Raw genomic sequence first — 21644 nt, 5'->3', positions numbered from 1 at the left:
TCTAAAAATGGTACTATTAGATTTGATTCAGTTCATATTAAAGGAGATGTTTAACATGGCTAAAAAAGGATACATACTTATGGCAAATGGAGAAAAAATCGAATTTGACCTTTTCCCGAACGAAGCACCGAACACAGTGGCTAACTTCGAAAACTTGGCAAACACAGGATTTTATAATGGCGTAGTCTTTCACCGTGTAATCCCTGGTTTCGTAAGCCAAGGAGGAGATCCAACAGGTACTGGTGCAGGCGGAAGCGGCAAGCAAATCAAATGTGAAACAGAAGGAAACCCTCACAAACATGAGGCAGGAAGCCTATCGATGGCACATGCCGGAAAAGACACAGGCTCAAGCCAATTCTTTATCGTGCATGAACCACAACCGCATCTTAACGGTGTTCACACGGTATTCGGTAAAGTGACATCTGGACTTGAAACAGCCAAAGCCATGAAAAATGGCGACAAAATGGAAAAAGTCGAAGTTTTTGACGCTGAATGATGAAAGCGAAAAGAGGGGGCATTATGCTCCCTCTTTCTTTTTGCACTGTTCATGAGCGAAAACAGGGGAATGTCATTTTGGCGTCACGCTTTCAGTGAAACGATATTTGACCTCTGTCAAGGTTTCTGAAATATCCCATAATCTTTTCGAGGTTTCTTCATTATATAAGGAATCGATGATATCGTCCTTTCTCGGAAAGCCTTTTCTGCTCTTCTTCCCATCGGGTCCGATATACTCACCGCCTGTTAATGTAGGTTCCGTTGCGGCATAAAGGGTAGGCAATGCTCCGATACTCGCCGGCTGGGTGATGGTTTTCGAAAGAAAATGCATGAATCTATTTATGGGTTTGCCAGATCCGCGAGACATGAGATTAGTATGGGAAAGGCCCGGATGACAGGCAATGCTCATCGGATTTGCATCATGCTGGTTGAATTTATTCTGTAATTCGCGGGCGAAGAGTAGATTGGCCAGCTTGCTTTGCCCATAGTATTTCATTGGTTTATATCCGTTTTCACCATTTAGATTTTCGAAGTCTATATATCCATTGATGGCGGCCAAGCTGCTCAATGTGACCACACGCGATTTTGGCGTGGAAAGGATACGCGGAAGAAGGAGACCCGTCAAAGCAAAATGACCGAGATGATTGCTGCCGAATTGCAGCTCGAAACCATCTTTCGTCTTACTGTATGGCGGAATCATTACACCTGCGTTATTGATGAGGACGGATAGAGAGTCATAGTTTTCCTGAAAGGAATCAGCAAAATGCCGAATGCTGCTTAAATCGCTTAAATCCAGCTGCATCACGTGTACATTTGCCTTAGGATGGACCGATAAGATTCTATCGACTGCCTTTTCACCCTTTGAAGCATTCCGGACTGCAAGGATGATCTCTGCCCCCTTACCGGCCAGGGCAAAAGCGGTTTCGAAGCCAATTCCACTATTTGCCCCAGTAATCACAATGGTTTGCCCCGATACTTCTGCCATTTCTTCGCCATTCCACTTTTCAATCATCCAATCACACCTTCCAACACAGTCTATACCTATCATATACCCAAATAATTCCTATATGTCACATTCTGTGGAGGGAACATAGTGCTGTATTCTATTTTTTAAAAAAAGCTCTTTTTGTAAAGATTGTTGTTTTTAAAACGAAACGATTTAAAGTTGATTGGAGCGGAAGTGCGAGACTCCTGCGGGAGCAGCGGGACAGGTGAGGCCCCACAGGCGTTCACGTCGAGGAGGCTCACCGCCCGCCCCGCGGAAAGCGAGCAATGGAGGGGAAATCAACCACACCGCATTACTTGGTGAATAGCAACGAAGTATTCGAAAACAGCCTTTTAAAAAAATTAGCCGCCCATTAAATAATCCATTATATTTTTCACGATCAGAATGACGGTCACCATGATAAATAATACCCTTACATATGCCACTCCCTTTTTAATGGCGAATTTAGATCCGGCCAATGCTCCTGCTATCATGGAGATTCCCATCGGTATTCCATAGGAAAAGTTGACGGTATCAAGGAATATGAACATGATCAGTGCTGCCAGATTGCTTCCGAAGTTCAAAAATTTCGCATTTCCTGCAGAATTCAAAAAATCAAAGCCAATCATTAAAAAGGCGAACAGAATGAAAGACCCCGTCCCAGCGCCCAAAAACCCATCATAAAAACCAATGGCAAATATAGCGAACGCAAATAGTGCAGTCTTTTGCCATGTGAGTTTATGGTAAGTCGATTTCTGTCCCCAGTCCTTTTTAAAAATGGTATAAATGGCAATAGCTATTAATAGAACCAAGATCAATGGCTTTAATAATTCAGGCGAGACGAAATTAACTACCAAAGCGCCCAGCAGGGAACCTATGAAAATCAGTGGGAAAAGTTTGGAAACCAATCGAAAATCAACCTTACCTGAGCGAATGAAGGCAATGGTACTTGTTAATGACCCCATGGAACTTGCTAACTTATTCGTTGCGATCGCTTGAGAGGGGGGAAGTCCTGAAAATAATAAAGCGGGTATGGAAATTAGGCCTCCGCCGCCTACCACAGAATCAATGAATGCTGCCAAAAATCCGAAAAACATCAGCAGCAAGAGTGTTGAAGTTTGTATATCCTCCATCCAAGAAGCCTCCGTATCAATGGCATTATGGCTGAAATGCTTGTTATGCTGAAGCCATAATCCAAAGTTTTTCTATTAGTCACTATTTAGATAGTAACTAATAAAAATCGTTCTGTAAATAAGAATATTATGAGTCATGCCTTTTGAAATCGATTAGATTTAGATAAGAGATTTGGTATGATAGGCATATAATTTACTAAAAGCACTAGGAGGTACTATGCAAGATATCATTCAAAAACTACAGTCTCTCGGGTTTAGTCAATATGAAGCAAAGGCTTATGTTTCTTTGGTTCGCCAAGGTCCAACCAGTGCCTATCAAGTAAGCAAGGAATCAGGAATTCCCAGGGCCCGCATCTATGAAATATTAAACGGACTGCAAGAAGAAGGAATCGTCTTAAAAGAGGAAATCAATGACTCGATAAAATATTCACCGCTGCCAGTCGATGTGTTTTTGGAATCGGTTCAATCAAAATGGAACAATACCTATCAATCCATCAGCGATACACTAAAACAATTCGAGAAAATCGAACCGATGTCAGACAATCGTGTAATGACGCTTAAAGGGGAAGGGCATATCCTTTCCTTTTGCCGTACTTTGATTCACAAGGCCGAGAAAAGGGTGGTGGTTTCATTATGGGACGAGATGTATGGAAAACTTGAACAAGAGCTAAAGGGGGCCGCCGAACATTGCACTCTCAAGGGGATTGCATTTCAGGTTGAAAACCCATTATCAGGTATAGATATCCATCGCAAAACCAGCTATGTGGAAAATATCGGAGAAAACAAATGGTTCATCTTATCCATTGATGGCAAGGAGACGATTTACGGACCTTCTCCCGAAACGAGAGAAACGGCTTTCTACACAGATGATCCCATTCATATCAATTTTCTCGAAAATTACATTTGGCATGATATCCTCGTTAACCGCTTGGTTAAAAAGGATGAAGAAGATACCGAGAAATGGATTTCAAGTGAAAGAGACCATTTTTTCTCCCTATAAGATTTAAAAAAAGCTGATAACCCCATTGCAGGGATATCAGCTTTTTTATTTTTGTACCAAAAGTCATTCGGATAAAAGGGTTTTAGGAAATCTAATGGACGTGGGCAAGCTGGATTTATCTCGATAAGATCTGTAAGACACAATCGGATGATTATGCGCTTGAACATCCAACTGGAGAACCTGTGAGCTTTTCATTTCCAAATAGTACGAAACGTCTTCTTTTTGTAAATGATAAAAAGAAAAGGGTATCCCTAAAAGGTTTTTCCTGATTAGTTTTGTTTCAGGCTGATTGATGATGTGCTCACTCAATTCCGCTATCGTAACAGAGGTTGTTCCTGTAATGGCTGTTATTTTTTCTTTTGCATAATCGACTGCATGACTGAAGGTACCGGCAAGATTCTTCAACATTCCGTTCATGAGGGCATCTCCTTTTAAATAGGATATGTTTGTAGTATGGTACGCTGCTAATGCTTTATGCAAAAAATACGCATTGATGATATAGAATTGTCACTTTATGAACATGATTAAGAAGTGTGCAACAAATTTAAAAAAAGGCAATCAAGGAAGGACAGAGAAAATGTCTATGAAGGTCAAAGCATGAAGAATAAAAAAATTTATATGGGCCTGCTTTTAATCGCAATCCTCGCTTTTTCAATATTGTTCATTCAGTTGAATATCGATGGGAATTTCAGAGCGGAAAAAGGGAAAGACGCGGATGCGGATAGTCATGAGAAAATAGAAAAACTGCTGAAAAAAATGACGCTTGAAGAAAAAATCGGCCAGCTTATGATGGTCGGTTTCAAGGGAACTGAAAAGGGCAAAGAAATTACGGAGCTTATCGAACAAAAACATATAGGAGGCGTCATTTATTTTGACCGCAATATGAAATCACCTAAACAAGTGGCTAGGTTATCCAATTCGCTTCAGCAAACGGCCGATCAAAGTACACATTCGCTTCCGTTGATGGTGGCCATCGATCAGGAAGGCGGGGACATCATCAGGATGAAGGGAAGGGTATCGCCAATCCCATCGCAACAGGATCTTGGAAAAAATACCTCTATTGAAGATGTGTACAAAGTGGCCAAATTGAATGGGACAGAACTGGGCTCCATGGGAATTAACATTAATTTCGCCCCTGTACTTGATCTATCGAAAACGGATAAGCGTTCATTTGGGCAAGATCCCGAAAAGGTCCATCAATACGGAAAGAAAGCCATTCAAGGCTTGAGCGATGTATCGATAACCGGTGCATTGAAGCACTTTCCTGGAAACGGACGCAGCGAAATCGATCCGCATGTCGAAACATCTTCCGTGGAGGCAAACCAACTTGATCTGGAAAACTCGGATATTTATCCTTTCAAGCAAATCATAAAGGAAATGGATAATCAAAAGTTTTTCGTGATGGTGACCCACATTAAATATCCAGCCTATGATACAGAAAAACCAGCAAGCCTTTCTAAAATCATCATAGAAGACCTGCTTAGGGGGAAACTCAACTATGAAGGACTTGTCGTTACAGACGATTTGGAAATGGGTGCTGTGAACAAGTATTACTCCTATGAAGAGATGGGGAAGCAGGCAATCCTTGCAGGAGCTGATTTATTACTTGTCTGTCATGAATATTCCCATGAGCTTGAAGTTTATAACGGATTACTGCAAGCGGTGAAAGCAGGGGAAGTTCCAATGGATAGAATTAACGAGTCAGTGAAAAGAGTGCTGACATATAAACTTTACAATATGAAACAAACGAAAGCTGACCCGGATCAAGCTGAAAAAGTGGTGAAAAATCCCGAAAGCATAAAGTATATCGAAAGCCTGGGCGAGGATGAATAAAAGCGAAACCACTCTCTCAAAAGGATGCATTTGTTTAAATCAGCTGATAGAGGGAATACTATATATGACTAACTTGAAGGAGGAAACTAACATGCCATCAAACAAAATGCTTGGAACCGTCCTGATAGGAGCAGCCGCATTTTTAATGCGCAATAAGAAAACCCGTGAAAAAACCATGAATCAAATAAGGTCTCTAGCCACACCGGAAACCATTGATAAGGTTAAGGGTCAATTCCAATCAATAACCAAAACAAAATCAAGTAACCCATCCGTACGTTAAGGTAAAATGATCCCATTAAAAGTTTTAATGGGCCTGACTGTAAATTAGAGAAGAACTAGTTTACAGTCATTTTTTTTTCTTAAAAATAGTTCCAGTTGATTTCAGAAATCCGCTCCCTTTCCGCCGATTGTCTGCCAAGCCTCCTCGACGCAAGCGTCTGTGGGGCCTTGGCTAGCCAGTTAATCGGCAGGGGTACCGCACATTTTCTTCAATCTTGAGAGGGTTCATTATTCATGGTTCGGGGTGAGAGCATTTCGAACTTCCTTTGTCATCAAACTGTCCCCATTAAGTAGTTCTTAATGGGGCTTTTTTTATTGCTTTAATATCGCCGATTAGTATCAGCAGTGAATGGCGTTACCAAGCCGGTAAAAGGAAAAAGGAAAAGCACTCGTTCTTTCGAAGACCATGGATAGGTATTCAAAAGTACAAGTGCTTTAATGAATGGTCAATGATCATTCAGCTTCATCTTCACCGTCATTTTCTTTATTGAACCAAAGCGGGTCCTCATTATCGACTTCACCATTATAATTAATCAGGATTTCTTCCCCTGCTTTTATGTCGGTGTAAGCAAAGAAATCAAACGTATGATTCTTGAAGTTTATGTCATACGTAGCGTTGGGTGTATAAGAATGATTAAACAGCATGCCATAACCTAAAAGCATGGCAGTATGGTTAATTCCATATTCAAACGCATAATCAGCCAGCAATGTCTTCTCTATGAAAACATGCTCCTCATTCGGATAAGCAATGACTGGTGCCTCATGCAAAAGCTCACCTTTTTTAATGTCACGTGTTGCGAATACGCCTCTATTGAACTCACCATCACTGAGTGTGGAAGTTTTAACTTCAATCATGTTCGTCACCTACTTGTTCTATTCAATATAGTCCAGATCATCTAAGCTTGACAGTTAATAAGAAGAAAAGCAACTATTTTACGGAATTAATCAATTTTAGCAAAATGCATGATTGTTTTTTATTGCGGCTCTACCGGTACCGTAGGACGGAATTCTTCACATGAAGGACGAAAAAAGGTAGCGAACGGCTGAAATAATCGGGCTAGCCCCGTTTATCCATTACAATAAAAAAACCTCCGCTAGAAGTGAAGCTAGGGAGGTGTCGGTCATATGGGTAAATTCTTAATTCACACCGACAGCTGTAAAGGCATTTTTGACAGCTGTGACTTCTGCACTGCTGGAACCGTATAAATCAGATGCTGCTTGTACGACTGCCGCTCTGGCTTGTGAAAATGTCGACGAGGAAGTTAAATAAATCGTGTTTGCCCGGTAAAAGATGGCTCCCAGTTTATCGATGCCAATCCCGGATACGCTTACGCCATGGTGAGTTCCGCCTGCAGAGATTAAATAAGCCGCCTTATTGATGATTCCGCTGTTCGTGTGGACTCCGCCGTTATCACCCGTTCCCGTATAGCGGTTCGAATAATGGTCAGGGTCACCATTCAATGTTGGATTAGCCATTGAACGGAGTGCATCTCCGGAAATGTTCGGTGTGTAAATATCTTCTCCGATCAAATAATCGGCTTTGGCACTTTGGTTCTTGAATTCGACGACGGTGCCAAAAATATCAGAAATCGCTTCATTCAAAGCACCAGATTCATATTGATAGGTAAGGTTCGATTCCGAGGAAGTCACGGCATGCGTCAGTTCATGTGCAACGACATCCAGACCACCGGACAATGGGATGAACGTCGTGCCATCTCCATCACCGTAAACCATTTGGGTGCCATCCCAGAATGCATTATTGTATCTTGAGCCATAATGAACGGTTGATTTCAGGATGGTTCCATTTCCATCATAAGAGTTCCGTCCAAATGTGGATTTGTAATAATCATAGGTTTTACCCGCATAATAATGGGCATCAACCGCAGCTTTATCGGTAGAGGCAGTGAAAGCATTTGTCGTGTTGGAAAAGAGTGTACCAGGCAATCTTGAACGGTTATTGGCATTATACGTGTAGATGCCTTTACCGCGTGTATTGTCCTGTAAATAATATCGGCCGCTGGATAAGGTAGTGTTCAATGATACGGTATTGTTTAAGACGCCGGTGCCCGTTCCGACGGAATTGGTCCCCGTCACTTCATCTAGTGTATTAAATTTATTCAGGATTTTACCTGTTTTGACTGATATGAAATAATTATGATTTCCTGGTTCAGGGCTTAAGAATTTCAAATTGACCTTATATACATAATCGGCCTTGCCTTCATTTGCGTATACATATATGTCGGATTCTGGTGATTGTTCGTAGGCAGGAGTGAACCCGAGATCCGCTTCAGCTATTTTGATAGCTTCGGATTTACTGATGCCTTTTTTAGCCTTTTTCCCTAATTTCGTGTTTAGATTGGCTTCAACCGTACCAGACACTACCGTCAATACACCTTTAGCGTCAATCAATACTGCTTGTGTGGAATTCCATACAGGTACGCCTTTATAGGTTTGTTGCAATTTAAGGACGGTATTGCCCAGTTCATCCTTGCTTTCTTTCAGGATCGTGAAGGAGTCTTTAGCCTTTTGCTTTTCTAGCTTGTAAGACTTTTTGTTTTCATCAAAAAAGGTAAGAATGATATCTTCTGCCGTTTGCTTCGAGGGGTCCGTAAGTTTCCCAGACTTGAATTCTAGCGAATCCTTATGCTTATTGTACTTTTCAACACTTAACACATTTTTTGCCGCTAAAGCTTCTTGATGGGGAATGGCAGAAAATAATAGACCGAGAGATAGTGCAGTTCCTAAAAATACCTTACCCTTCATAACAATCAACTCCTTCATGAGAATATCTCATTTTTACATCGTTTCATATTATTGACAAACTGAGAAAAATTGCAAAAAATATGACATTTAAAGGAATAAAATGGAGAAAAATGGATTTTGATAGAAATATTCTCTGGATATATTCTTTTAGTAATATTTGGAATGTATTTAAATTGAACCAAATGAATAAAAGTGCAAAAAAACATGGCATAAAGTGCAAAGAAATGTGGCGTAAAGTGCAAAAAAATTTGTCTATTGAGGGCGTTTTTTTTGATAATTTGTTGAATATTGTGTTTTATAAATTTGGCACGAAAATTGCATATATTCAGAAAAGGAATTCGAATTGTAAATTAGATCTATTTGAAAGTCTATGAAATAGGAAAATTTATTAAATGGATTTCCCATATATGAAAGCGCTTATATAGAAAGGGATGAAAATTTATGATACCAAAACAAGAACATGACATCGTTCAACATCCTCCGCAGCAAGAAGGACAAGAACTAAAGCGCGGTTTAAAATCCCGCCATTTAACGATGATTTCCATTGGCGGGGCTATTGGCACCGGGCTGTTTCTTAGCAGCGGGGCAGCCATTCATACAGCTGGGCCAGGCGGCGCATTACTTGCATATGCCTTAGTTGGGGCAATGGTTTACTTTGTAATGACGAGCCTAGGGGAACTGGCAGCCTTTATGCCGACAAGCGGCTCATTCAGTACCTATGGAACGAAATTCGTCGATCCGGCATTTGGTTTTGCCTTGGGATGGACGTATTGGTTCAATTGGTCGATGACGATAGCGGCAGAGTTGGCAGCCTCGACAATGATCATGAAATTCTGGTTTCCGAATAGTCCATCATTGGTATGGAGTTCATCATTCTTGGTGCTCATTTTCCTATTGAACTATTTATCCGTTAAAGGATATGGTGAAGGGGAATACTGGTTTTCCTTCATAAAAGTAACAGCCATCGTTATTTTTATAATCGTCGGGCTGCTAATGATCGTCGGCATTATGGGCGGCGAAGCAGTAGGTTTTAAAAACTTCACCGTCGATGACGCTCCTTTCCCGGGTGGGTTCATGGGTGTCTTCATCGTGTTCATAGCGGCTGGCTTTTCTTTTCAAGGTACCGAAATTGTCGGTGTTGCTGCCGGGGAAAGTGAAGATCCTGCACGGAATATACCGAAGGCCATTAAAAGTGTCTTCTGGAGAATCTTGCTCTTTTACGTATTGGCAATCTTTGTAATAGGGCTGCTTATCCCTTATACGAACTCAAGCTTACAAGGTGATAACGTCATGGTTAGCCCATTCACGCTCATTTTTGAAAAAGCTGGAGTGGCTTTTGCAGCTTCGCTTATGAATGCCGTCATTTTAACCGCGGTATTATCTGCAGGTAACTCAAGTCTATATGCATCAACGCGTATGTTATACTCAATGGCAAAAGATGGACAAGCACCGCGTATTTTTGGAAAACTTAATAAACGCGGAGTACCGGTTGCAGGCATGATTTTGACATGTTCCATCGGCATGCTGGCCTTTTTAGCCTCCATATTCGGTGATGGTAAAGTGTATATTTGGTTAATGAATGCCATTGGAATTACAGGATTTATCTTTTGGCTCGGCATTTCCATCAGCCATTACCGTTTCCGGAAAGCATACATCGCCCAAGGCCATTCATTGGAGAAGCTGCCATATAAGGCATTATGGTTTCCGATTGGACCGATCTTTGCCATTTTAATTGGCATGATCGTCATCCTGTCCCAAAATATCCAAGCATTTTTCTCAGACCACATCGATTGGGGCAGTGTTATAGCTGCATACCTGGGGATCCCGCTTTTCCTTGGTCTATGGTTTGGCTATAAACTGGTAAGAAAAACTAAATTCGTTAAACTTGATGAAGTGGAATTTGACTTTGACAAAAAATATGAATGAACAAGCTTAAAGTAAAAAAGCCGGACAATGTAGTTTTAAATTGTCCGGCTTTTACTTGTGTTCTTTAGGCTCATTATCAAAGCCAGGAAGCTGATTCCTGGTTTTTTATTTTTTAAAAAATGGAAATTTATATAAATATCACAGGAGGTATTATATGATAATCGTAAACTCTGCTAAATTGCATGTACAGAACGATGGGGAAAGCTTTTAATATTTCCAATGGAAAGGGAAGGTGCACGGCCGATGACCTTATTGACTCATTTAAAAGTATTGGACTTTTCAACGTTACTGCCAGGCCCATTTGCCACTTTGATGCTAGCGGATTTAGGAGCGGACGTTTTGAAGGTAGAGAGGCCGGGAGCAACGGATTCATGGGGTGTGAACCAATATCTTAACAGATCGAAAAAGTCGATCACACTTGATTTAAAACAATCTGAGTCCATCGAATCCGTAAAAAATCTAGTGAAGGAATACGATATCGTCATTGAACAGTTCCGTCCAGGTGTCATGGAACGCCTAGGACTGGGCTATGAGGCATTAAAATGGATCAATCCGAAGCTGATTTACTGTTCCATCACGGGCTTCGGCCAGACCGGTCCCTATAAAGACCGGCCGGGACATGATATCAATTATATTTCGATTGCAGGCTTATCAGGCTATTCCGGTACGAAAAAGGATGGCCCGGCAAAAAATGGAACCCAAATAGCAGATCTTGCCGGAGGATCACTGCATGCTGTTATCGGTATATTATCTGCAGTCATTCATAGGGAAAGAACGGGTGAAGGCCAAGCCATCGACATCAGCATGACCGACTGCAGTTTTGCGTTGAATGCCATATCCGCACCCCTAAGTTTACAAGGGGGCCTCGAGCTTGAACCAGAAAAACTGATGTTGAACGGAGGATCCTTTTATGACTTTTACGAAACGAAAGATGGACGCTATTTTTCGGTAGGAAGCCTTGAGCCCCCTTTTCGAAAAGTATTATGTGAAGCGCTCGGTGCACCCGAATTGTATGAACTGAGCATGAAAAGCGATGAAGAAAGCGGAATCAGGTTCAAAACGGCCATCCGTTTGGCTTTCCGTGAAAGAGATTTTCATGAATGGCAGGAAATATTCGCTGATTTCGAGGCCTGCGCAGAACCAGTGCTGACCTTCACTGAAGCGGCTGAACACCCCCAATTGAAGGAGAGGGGAATGATCGTCGAGGTACCGGACGGAAAAGGAAAGGCCCAGAAGCAAATCGCCTGCCCGATCAAAACATCGGTTTTCACCCCTGAATATAAACATGCAGGCTTGAGGCCTGGACAAAACAACGCAGAAATTCTGCACACCACCAATCGATAAATGAAGATGTAAAGGCTATCACTTTTCCGAGTTTTTTTGGAAGGAGATAGCCTGTTTTTTTGAAGGTCAAATTAAGCTGGAAACTGCCCAAATGAAGCAGAAGGGGAATCAATGGCACTTGTAGAAAGCAATATATCACTACTGTGAAAATTTACTAGTTATAACGAATGTGGGTAGGGTATCAGAGTAGCATCCTGGTAAGGAGGGTTGCTTAAACATGTTTGGTCTCTCTGATATCATTAAATTTCTATTTTCCTTTTTTTTGATCATGCCGATCGTTACGCTGATACATTTGAGCGGGCATATTTTCTTTGTCACGATCTTTGGAGGATCAGAAAAGAAAATCTTGATCGGTTGCGGCAATAAACTTTTCGCCTTTCGGAACATAGAAGTGAGGAAATATTATTTTTGGAATGGGACTTGCGAGTTCAAGGGATTGAAACATGATAATCGATTGACGAATACGCTGATATATTTAGGGGGGGCTATCTTTAATTTAATCAGCATGCTGATCATCTATAGCTTAGTGTATCAGAATATCCTGGACAGCTCGGTGATCTGGTATCAATTCATCTATTTTTCTTTCTATGTCATGTTTTTCTCCTTGTTTCCGATGTATTTCTCGGACGGGTCGCCTAGTGATGGGAAGGCTGCGGAATTGGCCTTAAGGAACAAGCTGGAAGATAGGGTGACGGATGATATATTTGTGAAGAAAATGGATGATGATGATAGCTGCAAGTAAAAAGGGGACGTGTCGGTGACCGTTCTTTTTTGTTTGCTTTCAGCTTTAGGATGAATGTCTTTTACGCTTTTTATTACAAACCTAATCGGCACGATTATATGGATGCCGATTAGGTTGTTCGAATGGATTAAAGTCTCCGCTAAAAAATCATTCCCATACTTCTTTTGCTACATCAACGACGAATTTCAGCTTTTCCCATTGCTGTTCTTCGTTCAGCTTGTTGCCGTGATGGGTGGAGGCGAAGCCGCATTGCGGGCTTAAGCATAATTGTTCGAGAGGAACGAAGTGCGAGGCTTCTTTAATGCGTGCCTTTACAGCTTCCTTGTCTTCGATATCCCCATTTTTTGAAGTGACGACACCCAGTACGACCCGTGCACCGCCATTTGGAATGTATTCCAATGGTTTGAAATCCCCTGAGCGTTGATCATCATATTCCAAGAAAAATCCATCCACTTTTTCTTTTGCCAATAAAGTTGGGGCGATACGGGCATAGCTTCCTTCAAATGCCCAAGTCGACTGGTAGTTCCCACGACATAGGTGTGTAGTGACGACAAGATCTTCTGGTTTGCCTTCCAATGCGCCATTAATTACGCGAAGTGCAAGATCGATTAACTGTTCCCTCGTATATTTTCCATCTTTGAACTGGAAATCCGGAGCTGAAAGTCTGGCAATATATACATCATCCAATTGAAGATAACGCACACCTGCTTCATAAAAAGCCTTCAAAGCCTGCTGATACGCTTTGATGATATCATTGGCATAGTCTTCAATATCAGGATAGATGTCTTCGTTATGAATGCCTACAGCAAATAATTGGTTCGGACTGGGAATGGTTTGCTTGGCAACGGCACGTCCGTTCACGATTTTGTTCAATTCAATGAAATCACGAATGAAGGGATGTTCAGGGTTGAATGAAACCTTCCCGGTATTGCGAACGTTATATCTCTCCGTTTCCACACCATCGAATGTGAGACCTTTATCAGTCACATATCCCTCGATGCCATTTAAATGTTCGAGGAAGTCAAAGTGCCACCATGTTCGTCTGAACTCACCATCCGTCACGGCCTCCAATCCAACTTCAATTTGTTTTTCGACAATCCGATTGATTTCTTCGGTTTCAACTTCACGTAGCCGCTCTGCTGAAATGGTACCTTCCTTAAACTGCTTTCTGGCAATATGTAAACGTTCTGGTCTTAATAAACTTCCGACGTGATCGGCCCTGAATGGTGCTTTCGTTAATGTGATTGACATGTTGCATTCCTTCTTTCCTTTTAAAAATAAAAAACCTCTTCTTAAAAATAAGAAGAGGTGTTGGCAACCAAGCTATATACTCTTCTTATCTTCAAGTTTTTACACTTCTGGAATTAGCACAGTACTTGATCAGTCTGTTGCTGAGGCATCAAAGGGCCAGTCCCTCCACCTCTCTGGATAAGAGTTGTCTATTAAATTAATTATGACTATACAGGTAGTTTTTATAAAGGTCAAGGGTCGAAGGTGGAAGATTTCGAATATACCGATTATTAATATGTGTTACTGCATCAGGGAACCCGGCATATGCTATAACCGACGTTCCGTATGAGCGGCAGGAGGGGAATGCAAGGATGAGTACATTCAATCCATTCAAAAATGGCATACCGATAACGGTAACTGAAGCCATGATAGAGAAAATCATTAGAATGAAATCATATGGTCAGGATATTAAAGTCGAGATTACGCCAAAGCATATCGTGCTTTCCGGAACGACGGAAGTGAAAAAAATGATGTTTAAGAAAAACGTAGCTTTTCGGATTACATTAAAACCGGTTTCTGTGGAAAAAAGAACGATTTTATTTGAATTAGTGGAAATGGAACCGATTGACAGGAATTTCATCAACCAAAGGATATTTAACAGACCGCCATTTTTTGAATTTGAAAAAAGAACGATCAAAATGAATGTTAATGCTTGGAGCATCGTGAGAAAAATTCCCGTTGGCACAATTAAATCGTATGAACTCGTTGAAGGTGCATTGAAAATGAAACTTACTTTATGATCGAGTTTACATACATCCTTAGCCGAAGACTATAAAGGAAGTGTCAGGTATGATAGTGTTATGGTGACATTGGTCATGAAAAAAATGTGTTTGATAAATCAAGCTCTTTAAAATATACTAAATGACTTGAAGTTTTGAGTTTTTCTGGGAATGAGGAGGATAATGATGGATCAGAAGATTTTGCCTGCTTCAGCGAGCATGAAGGATTTCGAAAGATTTTTAGAAAGTTCCTATGAAATAGGTGTGTTTCTTGATTTGCATATATCACAATTGAAAAACGTAAGTATGATGGCAAAGCAGCATAATAAGAAAATGATTTATCATGTCGATTTGATCCATGGCATAAAAAGTGATGAGTACGCGACAGAATTCATTTGTCAGGAATATAATCCATATGGGCTGATTTCGACTAAATCAAGCGTTATATTGAAGGCGAAGCAAAAGGGGGTCATTGCCATCCAGCGAATCTTTTTAATAGACTCACATGCGCTTGAGAAAAGTTATAAGCTGGTGCAGAAAACCAAGCCGGATTATATCGAAGTATTGCCGGGCGCCATGCCATGGATGATAAAAGAAGTGAAGGAACGATTGCAGACACCGATTTTTGCAGGCGGACTCATACGTACTTCGGATGAGGTCCTGAACGCCCTCGATGCTGGGGCGTCATCAATCACCACTTCCAAAACTGAATTATGGGATATCGTCTAATAGGAGAAATTGAAAAAAATTACAGAAAAATAGATTAATTTTTCACAAAATATTGACAGCGTTTTCATAAACTAGTATATTTTACAGTACAAGTTAATAGATGTGACGGAGACTAGGAGATTCACAACAGATCTATTCATAATTTATTTTATGAGGATAGTTCTGCTGTGGATCTCCTTTTATTTGTTGGCAAGGTTTAAAAAATTATCAGGGGAGGGTATTATTCATGACTCCATTTTGGGGAGAAGTATTAGGTACGATGATATTAGTTTTATTCGGTGCAGGTATTGGGGCTGGTTCATCCTTAAAGGGATCCTATGCAAAAGATGCCGGCTGGATCGTAATCACGATTGCGTGGGGATTGGCTGTTACCATGGGCGTTTTTGCAGTGGGTTCCATAAGCGGGGCGCATTTAAACCCGGCAGTCACAGTAGGGTTTGCCATTATTGGGGAATTTCCTTGGAGTGATGTGCCCGGTTACATCGTTGCCCAAATGATTGGCGCAATCCTTGGCGCAACTCTAGTATTCCTGCACTATTTGCCACACTGGAAAGCTACGGATGATCCAGGGGCGAAGCTTGGTGTGTTCGCGACATCACCTGCAATCCCGCACACATTTTCAAATCTATTAAGTGAGATGATAGGAACTTTCATCCTTATTCTTGGTTTATTATTTATAGGTGCCAATAATTTTACAGAGGGTCTAAACCCTTTCGCTGTCGGGTTATTGATTGTCGTGATCGGGATGTCACTTGGGGGAACGACAGGATATGCGATTAACCCGGCCCGCGATCTGGGGCCGCGCATCGCTCACTTTTTGCTGCCGATACCGGGTAAAGGCAATTCCAATTGGGGCTATTCATGGATTCCGGTCGTTGGACCGATTATTGGGGGTTCACTCGGTGCCGTTTGTTATAAAGCATTCTTTATGGGAGAAATAACAGCAGGATTTTGGTCTGTTTTGGGTGCAAGCCTGGTACTATTGATATTAGCCTATGCATTTGGTAAAAAACAGTCACATGAATTGGAAAGCAGAAATATTGCCAGTTAATTAAAAGGAGGGGCATACACAATGGAAAAATACATTTTATCATTAGATCAAGGAACAACGAGTTCGCGGGCGATTTTATTTAACGAAAAGGGGGAAATCGTTCATTCCTCCCAAAAGGAATTCACGCAGCATTTCCCTAAACCAGGCTGGGTCGAGCATAACGCCAATGAGATTTGGGGTTCGATATTGGCGGTCATTGCCGGTGTACTATCTGAATCCGGTGTAAAGCCAGAGCAAATTGCCGGGATCGGGATCACCAATCAGCGTGAAACGGCAGTCGTTTGGGATAAGGAAACGGGTACCCCTGTCTATAATGCGATCGTATGGCAGTCCAGGCAAACAAGTGAAATCTGTGATGATTTGAAGGAAAAGGGACTTAATGATCTATTCCGGGATAAAACGGGATTGTTGATAGATGCTTATTTTTCCGGAACGAAAGTGAAATGGATCCTCGATAATGTGGATGGGGCACGGCAAAAGGCGGATGAAGGCAAGCTGTTATTCGGTACCATCGATACTTGGCTGATCTGGAAGCTATCAGGAGGCAAGGCTCATGTAACGGACTATTCCAATGCATCCCGGACATTGATGTACAATATCCATGAACTGAAATGGGATGAAGAGTTACTTGAGATATTGACTGTACCAAAGTCGATGCTGCCGGAAGTGAGACCATCCTCTGAGGAATATGCACGTACGATCGAATATCATTTCTTCGGCCAATCGATTCCGATCGCCGGGGCTGCCGGTGATCAGCAGGCAGCATTATTCGGCCAAGCCTGCTTTAATGAAGGAATGGCTAAAAATACGTATGGAACAGGCTGTTTCATGCTCATGAATACAGGAACCAAGGCTGTCAGTTCCGAACACGGACTATTGACGACCCTTGCCTGGGGGCTGAATGGGAAGGTCGAATATGCACTGGAGGGCAGTATATTCGTAGCGGGCTCTGCAATCCAATGGCTGCGCGATGGTCTGCGGATGCTTCATGATGCCAAGGACAGCGAAGCCTATGCAAAACGGGTGGAAAGTACGGATGGAGTATATGTGGTACCGGCTTTTGTAGGACTTGGAACTCCATATTGGGACAGCGAAGTGCGGGGAGCCGTTTTTGGTTTGACGCGCGGCACATCCAAAGAACATTTCATTCGTGCCACACTTGAATCACTGGCATATCAAACGAAGGATGTCCTTGATGCAATGGAGGCGGATTCAGGAATCGAGCTCCAGACATTAAGAGTGGATGGCGGGGCAGTCAAGAATGACTTCCTGATGCAATTCCAAAGCGACTTATTACGGGTGCCCGTCGAGAGGCCGACCATAAACGAAACTACAGCATTAGGTGCTGCATACTTAGCTGGCCTTGCTGTCGGGTATTGGAAGGATCAAGAAGAAATCTCCCGGCAATGGGCGGTGGACAAAACCTTTAAACCATCCATGGAAGAGCAAGATAGTGAAAAATTATATGAAGGTTGGAAAAAAGCTGTACATGCCGCTATGGCATTTAAATAAAGGCTCTTTTCGTAAAGATTGTTGTTTTTAAAACGAAACGATTTAAGGTTGATTGGAGCGCAAGTGCGAGACTCCTGCGGGAGCAGCGGGACAGGTGAGACCCCACAGGCGTTTACGCCGAGGAGGCTCACCGCCCGCCCCGCGGAAAGCGAGCATCTGGAGGGGAAATCAACCACACCGCATTACTTGGTAAATAGCAACAAAGTATGCGAAAACAGCCTAAATAAAAAACAAGATGTATTCTTTCTCAAACGAGCTGGAGTATGCTATAATGAAATCAAGTTAATAACTCGGCCGGAGAACAGGAGAGACCATGAATGCATTATCGTTAATTCGATAATGTCATTTGTGGTCTCTCTTTTTGTTTTTAATGGCAGATTAGGGATATTAATATCTATATAAACTATGCGAACAAAGAACCAATTGAATATAATGACCGAACTCACGAGTAAACCGTTCGAATTCACGAGTAAAAGTGAAGAATTCACGAGTAAACCGTTCGAATTCACGAGTAAATAGCACAAATTCACGAGTAAACCGTGTGAATTCACGAGTAAACGCAGAATTCAAGAAAAAATAGAATGCAATTTTCCAAAGGAGGAGTCATGCATGAGGTTTTCAAATATATATCGGGAAGAAACGACCGAACTTCTGAAAAAAGAGAAATATGATGTGGTTGTCATTGGCGGGGGAATTACTGGTGCAGGGATTGCCCTGGATGCAACGACCCGCGGAATGAAAGTGGCTTTGGTTGAAATGCAGGACTTTGCAGCAGGTACTTCAAGCCGCTCGACAAAACTTGTTCATGGCGGATTGAGGTATTTGAAGCAATTTGAAATAAAAATGGTTGCCGAGGTTGGTAAAGAGCGGGAAATCGTTTATGAAAATGGACCGCATGTTACCACGCCGGAATGGATGCTGTTACCGATGCACAAAGGTGGCACCTTCGGGAAATTCAGTACCTCCATTGGCCTTCGGGTATATGATTTCCTTGCGGGGGTTAAAAAAGCTGAACGCAGGAAAATGCTTTCGGCGGAGGAAACCCTAAAACGGGAGCCTCTCGTTAAGAAAGAGGGACTGAAGGGCGGAGGCTACTATGTTGAATACCGGACAGATGATGCACGTCTGACGATTGAAGTGATGAAGGCGGCTGTCGATAAAGGTGCAACACCGATAAATTATACAAAAGTGGAAAAATTGTTATATGACAACGGCAAGGTGAACGGCGTCCAAGTTGCCGATTTACTTTCAGGTGAGTCTTATGAAATATTCGCAGACAAAGTCATTAATGCTGCAGGTCCATGGGTCGATTCCATTCGTGAAAAGGACCAATCGAAAAAAGGGAAAACGCTGAAGTTATCCAAGGGTGTTCATGTGGTCATCGACCAATCGAAATTCCCGTTGAAGCAGGCGCTTTATTTTGATACGCCTGACGGCCGGATGATTTTTGCCATCCCGAGAGCCGGTAAGGCCTATGTAGGGACAACGGACACTTTTTATGATGGTGACCCTGCAGTGCCGACCGTTACTTCCGAAGACCGTGCCTATTTATTAAAGTCGATACATTATATGTTCCCAGAAGTGAACATTACGGATGATGATATTGAATCAAGCTGGGCTGGGGTAAGGCCATTGATTCTTGAAGAAGGGAAGGATCCTTCTGAGATATCAAGGAAAGATGAAATATGGGAGTCCGATTCGGGACTTATCACGATTGCGGGGGGGAAATTGACCGGTTATCGCAAAATGGCCAAAACGACGGTCGACCTTTTGGCAGGGAAGCTTGCCCAGCAATCCAATAAAACTTACCCAGCCAGCAGCACTAAAGGAATGCCGATTTCCGGAGGGGATGTCGGGGGATCAAGCAACTTCACCGATTATATCAAGCAACATATTCAAACGGGAGTTGACTCAGGACTCACAGTTAAGGAAACCGAAGAGATATTGGCCATGTATGGGTCCAACGCACCTGGGATATTCGATATCGCAAAAAGCGAAGGAGACGGAGGAGCAAGCAGTGGCCTTCCAAAGAAATTGTTCGTACAGCTGAAATACGCACTAGATCATGAAATGGCCGCAACTCCAGTTGATTTCTTCTTCCGCAGGACAGGGACGCTATTATTCGATATCGATTTAGTCCAAACGCATAAACATGCAGTGATCGATTATATGGCTGGATATTTTGGATGGACGGAATCAACTAAGGTGGAGAGAACCAATCAATTGGAACAGGAAATATCGGGTGCGATTAGAGTATCTTGACCTATATGCATTAACATGACGCCGGCGGCACTCCGCAAAGTGGAAGAACCATCGAAACTCTTGGTCTTAGCAAACTGTCGAAAGAGGAAATCATGGATTTCGTTCTTACTGGGACGCATAAAGTTTCCATATAAGGTGAGTCTAGTAAACCGTAATTACCCTTTAGAAAGATAATAGGTGAAACATATATAAGGAGAGAGGAATACGGCAGACACAGCCGCATTTCTTCTCTCCTTATTGAATTTCCAAAACTCAAAAACCGGACGCTTTAAGATCTCTGCTTAATAAGCTGTAAATCGATGTAAAGTTGCATTCTCGAATGAAAGTCATCAAAATCGATTGAGGTGAGATCGGTTATTTGATTCAATCTATATTTCAATGTGTTGGTATGAATGTATAGCTGTTCAGCTGTAGGTTTGATCCGGCAATTGTTCAACAGATATATTTCCAGTGTTTGAAGGAGTTTGGTTTGGCTTTCCTGGTCCTTCTTTTGAAGAATCTCTAAATCCGTATTGATATAATTCGTTTTAGTATGATGGTTGGAGATCATTTCGAGGTAACGGAAAATCCCAAGCTTGCTATATTGGAAGGGAAGCTGTTCAGGTTCACCGATGAACTTGGCTGAGTTGATCACTTCCAGGGCTTCGAGATAGGATTTTCTTAATTGAAGAATCGAAGAGTACTCATTTCCGATTCCCGGGAATACCTTTTTGTCATTGAATTGGGAAAGAACGGTGTTCGTTAAATCATTGGCGCTATCGGTAAGCAGGTCCTTCCCTTTTCCGTTGCTGCCAATCAAGACGATGATCTTCAATTGGTTTGTGAATACATGGGTAAAATGATTCAATGCATTGGCGAATAGACTGACTGTATCCGCTAATTCATCGAAATGTTCTGCATCGGATTGAGCGATGGTAAAGACATTGACAAGGAAAGTTTCCGGAATGAGAAGACTCATATTGGCGGCTTCCCATTTTATTTGATTTTCCGTTTGATAGACTTCGTCAATGACCTTTTGATAAAACTCATTTTTTTCTTCGTCTTTTTTCATGTTTATCTGTTTTTTCTGATAAAGGAGCTTGCCGATATGATGGGAAACTTCATGTAAAAATTCCAAATCGGAATCGGTCATCATTTCCGTTTCTTGGACCCAAATGAATCCGAAGACCTGTCCTTTGTGAACGGCGCTCACAACGACTCTTTGATTTAATCCGATTTCCTCGATTTGTTTTACCCTGAATGGATGCTCCACGGTTTTAAGCTGTTCGACAATGCCCTCATCCATGAATTTTTCCAGAATTGGAATCGGCCAATGCTTTGTGAAGATGGTTTGCCGATTGGCTTGGTCGAAGTGTTCGATATAATATGAACTATATGCCAGCAATAAAAATTGGTCATTTTCGATGACGACTGGTTTTTTTAAATAAGTGCTGACCATATCCGTTATATCGTTGATGTTTGTGAGAGTCAGGATTTTTTCTAATGACATATATGGCCCCCTGTAGTTTTTTGAAGTGTATGACAACGTAGTTTAATAATACTTTTAAACTAATGATGTGTATAGGGGCAAGAACAAAGAAG

The 21644-nt window shown here is 41.9% G+C and carries 19 protein-coding genes and 1 riboswitch; of the genes, 12 read left to right on the top strand and 7 right to left on the bottom strand.

All coding sequences use genetic code 11. From position 1 onward, the window contains the following. Positions 1-55: 55 nt before the first annotated feature. Entirely contained in the window at positions 56-496 is a 441-nt protein-coding gene (locus tag BW986_RS11515; RefSeq protein WP_063234129.1) for a peptidylprolyl isomerase, read from the top strand. A 72-nt stretch (positions 497-568) separates the two neighbouring features. Here BW986_RS11515 and BW986_RS11510 read toward each other — a convergent pair whose 3' ends face one another. Both BW986_RS11510 and BW986_RS11505 read right to left on the bottom strand, forming a co-directional pair. Further along, positions 569-1507 (bottom strand): oxidoreductase, encoded by a 939-nt coding sequence (locus BW986_RS11510; RefSeq protein WP_076368059.1) that lies wholly within the window; start codon positions 1505-1507, stop codon positions 569-571. Positions 1508-1842: 335 nt separating this feature from the next. Further along, positions 1843-2613 carry a TSUP family transporter gene (locus tag BW986_RS11505; protein WP_076368058.1) on the bottom strand — a complete coding sequence of 257 codons (771 nt, stop codon included), beginning with the start codon at positions 2611-2613 and terminating at the stop codon, positions 1843-1845. 217 nt (positions 2614-2830) lie between these two features. On the opposite strand from BW986_RS11505, the gene BW986_RS11500 reads away from it, so the two are divergent. Beyond that, positions 2831-3613 carry a TrmB family transcriptional regulator gene (locus BW986_RS11500; protein ID WP_076368057.1) on the top strand — a complete coding sequence of 261 codons (783 nt, stop codon included), beginning with the start codon at positions 2831-2833 and terminating at the stop codon, positions 3611-3613. 63 nt (positions 3614-3676) lie between these two features. On the opposite strand, the gene BW986_RS11495 is transcribed toward BW986_RS11500, so the two are convergent. After that, the gene (locus BW986_RS11495) at positions 3677-4030 is read right to left on the bottom strand and encodes a hypothetical protein (protein ID WP_076368056.1); all 354 of its coding nucleotides are present in this window, start codon (positions 4028-4030) and stop codon (positions 3677-3679) included. 180 nt (positions 4031-4210) lie between these two features. On the opposite strand from BW986_RS11495, the gene BW986_RS11490 reads away from it, so the two are divergent. Both BW986_RS11490 and BW986_RS11485 read left to right on the top strand, forming a co-directional pair. Continuing rightward, on the top strand, positions 4211-5446 hold the full coding sequence (locus BW986_RS11490; protein WP_081395590.1) for a glycoside hydrolase family 3 N-terminal domain-containing protein: 1236 nt from the start codon (positions 4211-4213) through the stop codon (positions 5444-5446). 91 nt (positions 5447-5537) lie between these two features. After that, positions 5538-5726 carry a hypothetical protein gene (locus BW986_RS11485; protein WP_076368055.1) on the top strand — a complete coding sequence of 63 codons (189 nt, stop codon included), beginning with the start codon at positions 5538-5540 and terminating at the stop codon, positions 5724-5726. A gap of 452 nt (positions 5727-6178) precedes the next feature. Here BW986_RS11485 and BW986_RS11480 read toward each other — a convergent pair whose 3' ends face one another. Beyond that, complete coding sequence (locus tag BW986_RS11480; RefSeq protein WP_034310428.1) at positions 6179-6580, bottom strand: SET domain-containing protein; 402 nt, start codon at positions 6578-6580, stop codon at positions 6179-6181. Positions 6581-6862: 282 nt separating this feature from the next. Next, a complete protein-coding gene (locus tag BW986_RS11475; protein WP_076368054.1) occupies positions 6863-8488 on the bottom strand; it encodes a M4 family metallopeptidase in 1626 nt (541 codons plus the stop codon). Positions 8489-8929: 441 nt separating this feature from the next. Between BW986_RS11475 and BW986_RS11465 the strand changes: the two genes are divergently transcribed. From BW986_RS11465 to BW986_RS11455, 3 genes are all read left to right on the top strand, one after another. Continuing rightward, positions 8930-10414, top strand: coding sequence for an amino acid permease (locus BW986_RS11465; RefSeq protein WP_076368052.1), 1485 nt, complete (start codon positions 8930-8932; stop codon positions 10412-10414). 243 nt (positions 10415-10657) lie between these two features. Next, positions 10658-11758, top strand: coding sequence for a CaiB/BaiF CoA transferase family protein (locus tag BW986_RS11460; RefSeq protein ID WP_076368517.1), 1101 nt, complete (start codon positions 10658-10660; stop codon positions 11756-11758). A gap of 217 nt (positions 11759-11975) precedes the next feature. Further along, complete coding sequence (locus BW986_RS11455) at positions 11976-12500, top strand: hypothetical protein (protein ID WP_076368051.1); 525 nt, start codon at positions 11976-11978, stop codon at positions 12498-12500. 147 nt (positions 12501-12647) lie between these two features. Here the strand turns inward: BW986_RS11455 and BW986_RS11450 are convergent, their stop codons facing one another. Continuing rightward, a complete protein-coding gene (locus tag BW986_RS11450; RefSeq protein WP_076368050.1) occupies positions 12648-13751 on the bottom strand; it encodes a 5-methyltetrahydropteroyltriglutamate--homocysteine S-methyltransferase in 1104 nt (367 codons plus the stop codon). Positions 13752-13833: 82 nt separating this feature from the next. After that, a riboswitch (SAM riboswitch) is annotated at positions 13834-13935 on the bottom strand. 166 nt (positions 13936-14101) lie between these two features. Here BW986_RS11450 and BW986_RS11445 point away from each other — a divergent pair. The 5 genes from BW986_RS11445 to BW986_RS11420 all read left to right on the top strand — a co-directional run bounded on the left by BW986_RS11445 (position 14102) and on the right by BW986_RS11420 (position 20063). Continuing rightward, positions 14102-14530, top strand: a complete 429-nt coding sequence (locus tag BW986_RS11445) for a hypothetical protein (RefSeq protein WP_076368049.1) — start codon at positions 14102-14104, stop codon at positions 14528-14530. Positions 14531-14695: 165 nt separating this feature from the next. Next, positions 14696-15238 (top strand): glycerol-3-phosphate responsive antiterminator, encoded by a 543-nt coding sequence (locus BW986_RS11440; RefSeq protein WP_076368048.1) that lies wholly within the window; start codon positions 14696-14698, stop codon positions 15236-15238. Positions 15239-15464: 226 nt separating this feature from the next. Beyond that, entirely contained in the window at positions 15465-16289 is an 825-nt protein-coding gene (locus tag BW986_RS11435; RefSeq protein ID WP_076368047.1) for an MIP/aquaporin family protein, read from the top strand. Between the two features lie 21 nt (positions 16290-16310). Next, the gene (gene glpK / locus BW986_RS11430) at positions 16311-17801 is read left to right on the top strand and encodes a glycerol kinase GlpK (protein WP_076368046.1); all 1491 of its coding nucleotides are present in this window, start codon (positions 16311-16313) and stop codon (positions 17799-17801) included. A gap of 609 nt (positions 17802-18410) precedes the next feature. Further along, complete coding sequence (locus BW986_RS11420; protein WP_076368044.1) at positions 18411-20063, top strand: glycerol-3-phosphate dehydrogenase/oxidase; 1653 nt, start codon at positions 18411-18413, stop codon at positions 20061-20063. Between the two features lie 268 nt (positions 20064-20331). Here the strand turns inward: BW986_RS11420 and BW986_RS11415 are convergent, their stop codons facing one another. After that, complete coding sequence (locus tag BW986_RS11415) at positions 20332-21552, bottom strand: PucR family transcriptional regulator (RefSeq protein ID WP_076368043.1); 1221 nt, start codon at positions 21550-21552, stop codon at positions 20332-20334. Positions 21553-21644 lie beyond the last annotated feature (92 nt).

It is taken from the genome of Peribacillus simplex, assembly GCF_900156045.1.
Lineage (GTDB): Bacteria > Bacillota > Bacilli > Bacillales > DSM-1321 > Peribacillus > Peribacillus simplex_D.
The sequence above is the reverse complement of the archived record's forward strand: the minus strand, read 5'-3'. Positions and strand labels throughout refer to the sequence as shown.

Coding starts and splice junctions, on each gene's coding strand:
- BW986_RS11515 (WP_063234129.1), top strand. CDS start 56: ATGGCTAAAAAAGGATACATACTTATGGCAAATGGAGAAAAAATCGAA.
- BW986_RS11510 (WP_076368059.1), bottom strand. CDS start 1,507: ATGATTGAAAAGTGGAATGGCGAAGAAATGGCAGAAGTATCGGGGCAA.
- BW986_RS11505 (WP_076368058.1), bottom strand. CDS start 2,613: ATGGAGGATATACAAACTTCAACACTCTTGCTGCTGATGTTTTTCGGA.
- BW986_RS11500 (WP_076368057.1), top strand. CDS start 2,831: ATGCAAGATATCATTCAAAAACTACAGTCTCTCGGGTTTAGTCAATAT.
- BW986_RS11495 (WP_076368056.1), bottom strand. CDS start 4,030: ATGAACGGAATGTTGAAGAATCTTGCCGGTACCTTCAGTCATGCAGTC.
- BW986_RS11490 (WP_081395590.1), top strand. CDS start 4,211: ATGAAGAATAAAAAAATTTATATGGGCCTGCTTTTAATCGCAATCCTC.
- BW986_RS11485 (WP_076368055.1), top strand. CDS start 5,538: ATGCCATCAAACAAAATGCTTGGAACCGTCCTGATAGGAGCAGCCGCA.
- BW986_RS11480 (WP_034310428.1), bottom strand. CDS start 6,580: ATGATTGAAGTTAAAACTTCCACACTCAGTGATGGTGAGTTCAATAGA.
- BW986_RS11475 (WP_076368054.1), bottom strand. CDS start 8,488: ATGAAGGGTAAGGTATTTTTAGGAACTGCACTATCTCTCGGTCTATTA.
- BW986_RS11465 (WP_076368052.1), top strand. CDS start 8,930: ATGATACCAAAACAAGAACATGACATCGTTCAACATCCTCCGCAGCAA.
- BW986_RS11460 (WP_076368517.1), top strand. CDS start 10,658: ATGACCTTATTGACTCATTTAAAAGTATTGGACTTTTCAACGTTACTG.
- BW986_RS11455 (WP_076368051.1), top strand. CDS start 11,976: ATGTTTGGTCTCTCTGATATCATTAAATTTCTATTTTCCTTTTTTTTG.
- BW986_RS11450 (WP_076368050.1), bottom strand. CDS start 13,751: ATGTCAATCACATTAACGAAAGCACCATTCAGGGCCGATCACGTCGGA.
- BW986_RS11445 (WP_076368049.1), top strand. CDS start 14,102: ATGAGTACATTCAATCCATTCAAAAATGGCATACCGATAACGGTAACT.
- BW986_RS11440 (WP_076368048.1), top strand. CDS start 14,696: ATGGATCAGAAGATTTTGCCTGCTTCAGCGAGCATGAAGGATTTCGAA.
- BW986_RS11435 (WP_076368047.1), top strand. CDS start 15,465: ATGACTCCATTTTGGGGAGAAGTATTAGGTACGATGATATTAGTTTTA.
- glpK (WP_076368046.1), top strand. CDS start 16,311: ATGGAAAAATACATTTTATCATTAGATCAAGGAACAACGAGTTCGCGG.
- BW986_RS11420 (WP_076368044.1), top strand. CDS start 18,411: ATGAGGTTTTCAAATATATATCGGGAAGAAACGACCGAACTTCTGAAA.
- BW986_RS11415 (WP_076368043.1), bottom strand. CDS start 21,552: ATGTCATTAGAAAAAATCCTGACTCTCACAAACATCAACGATATAACG.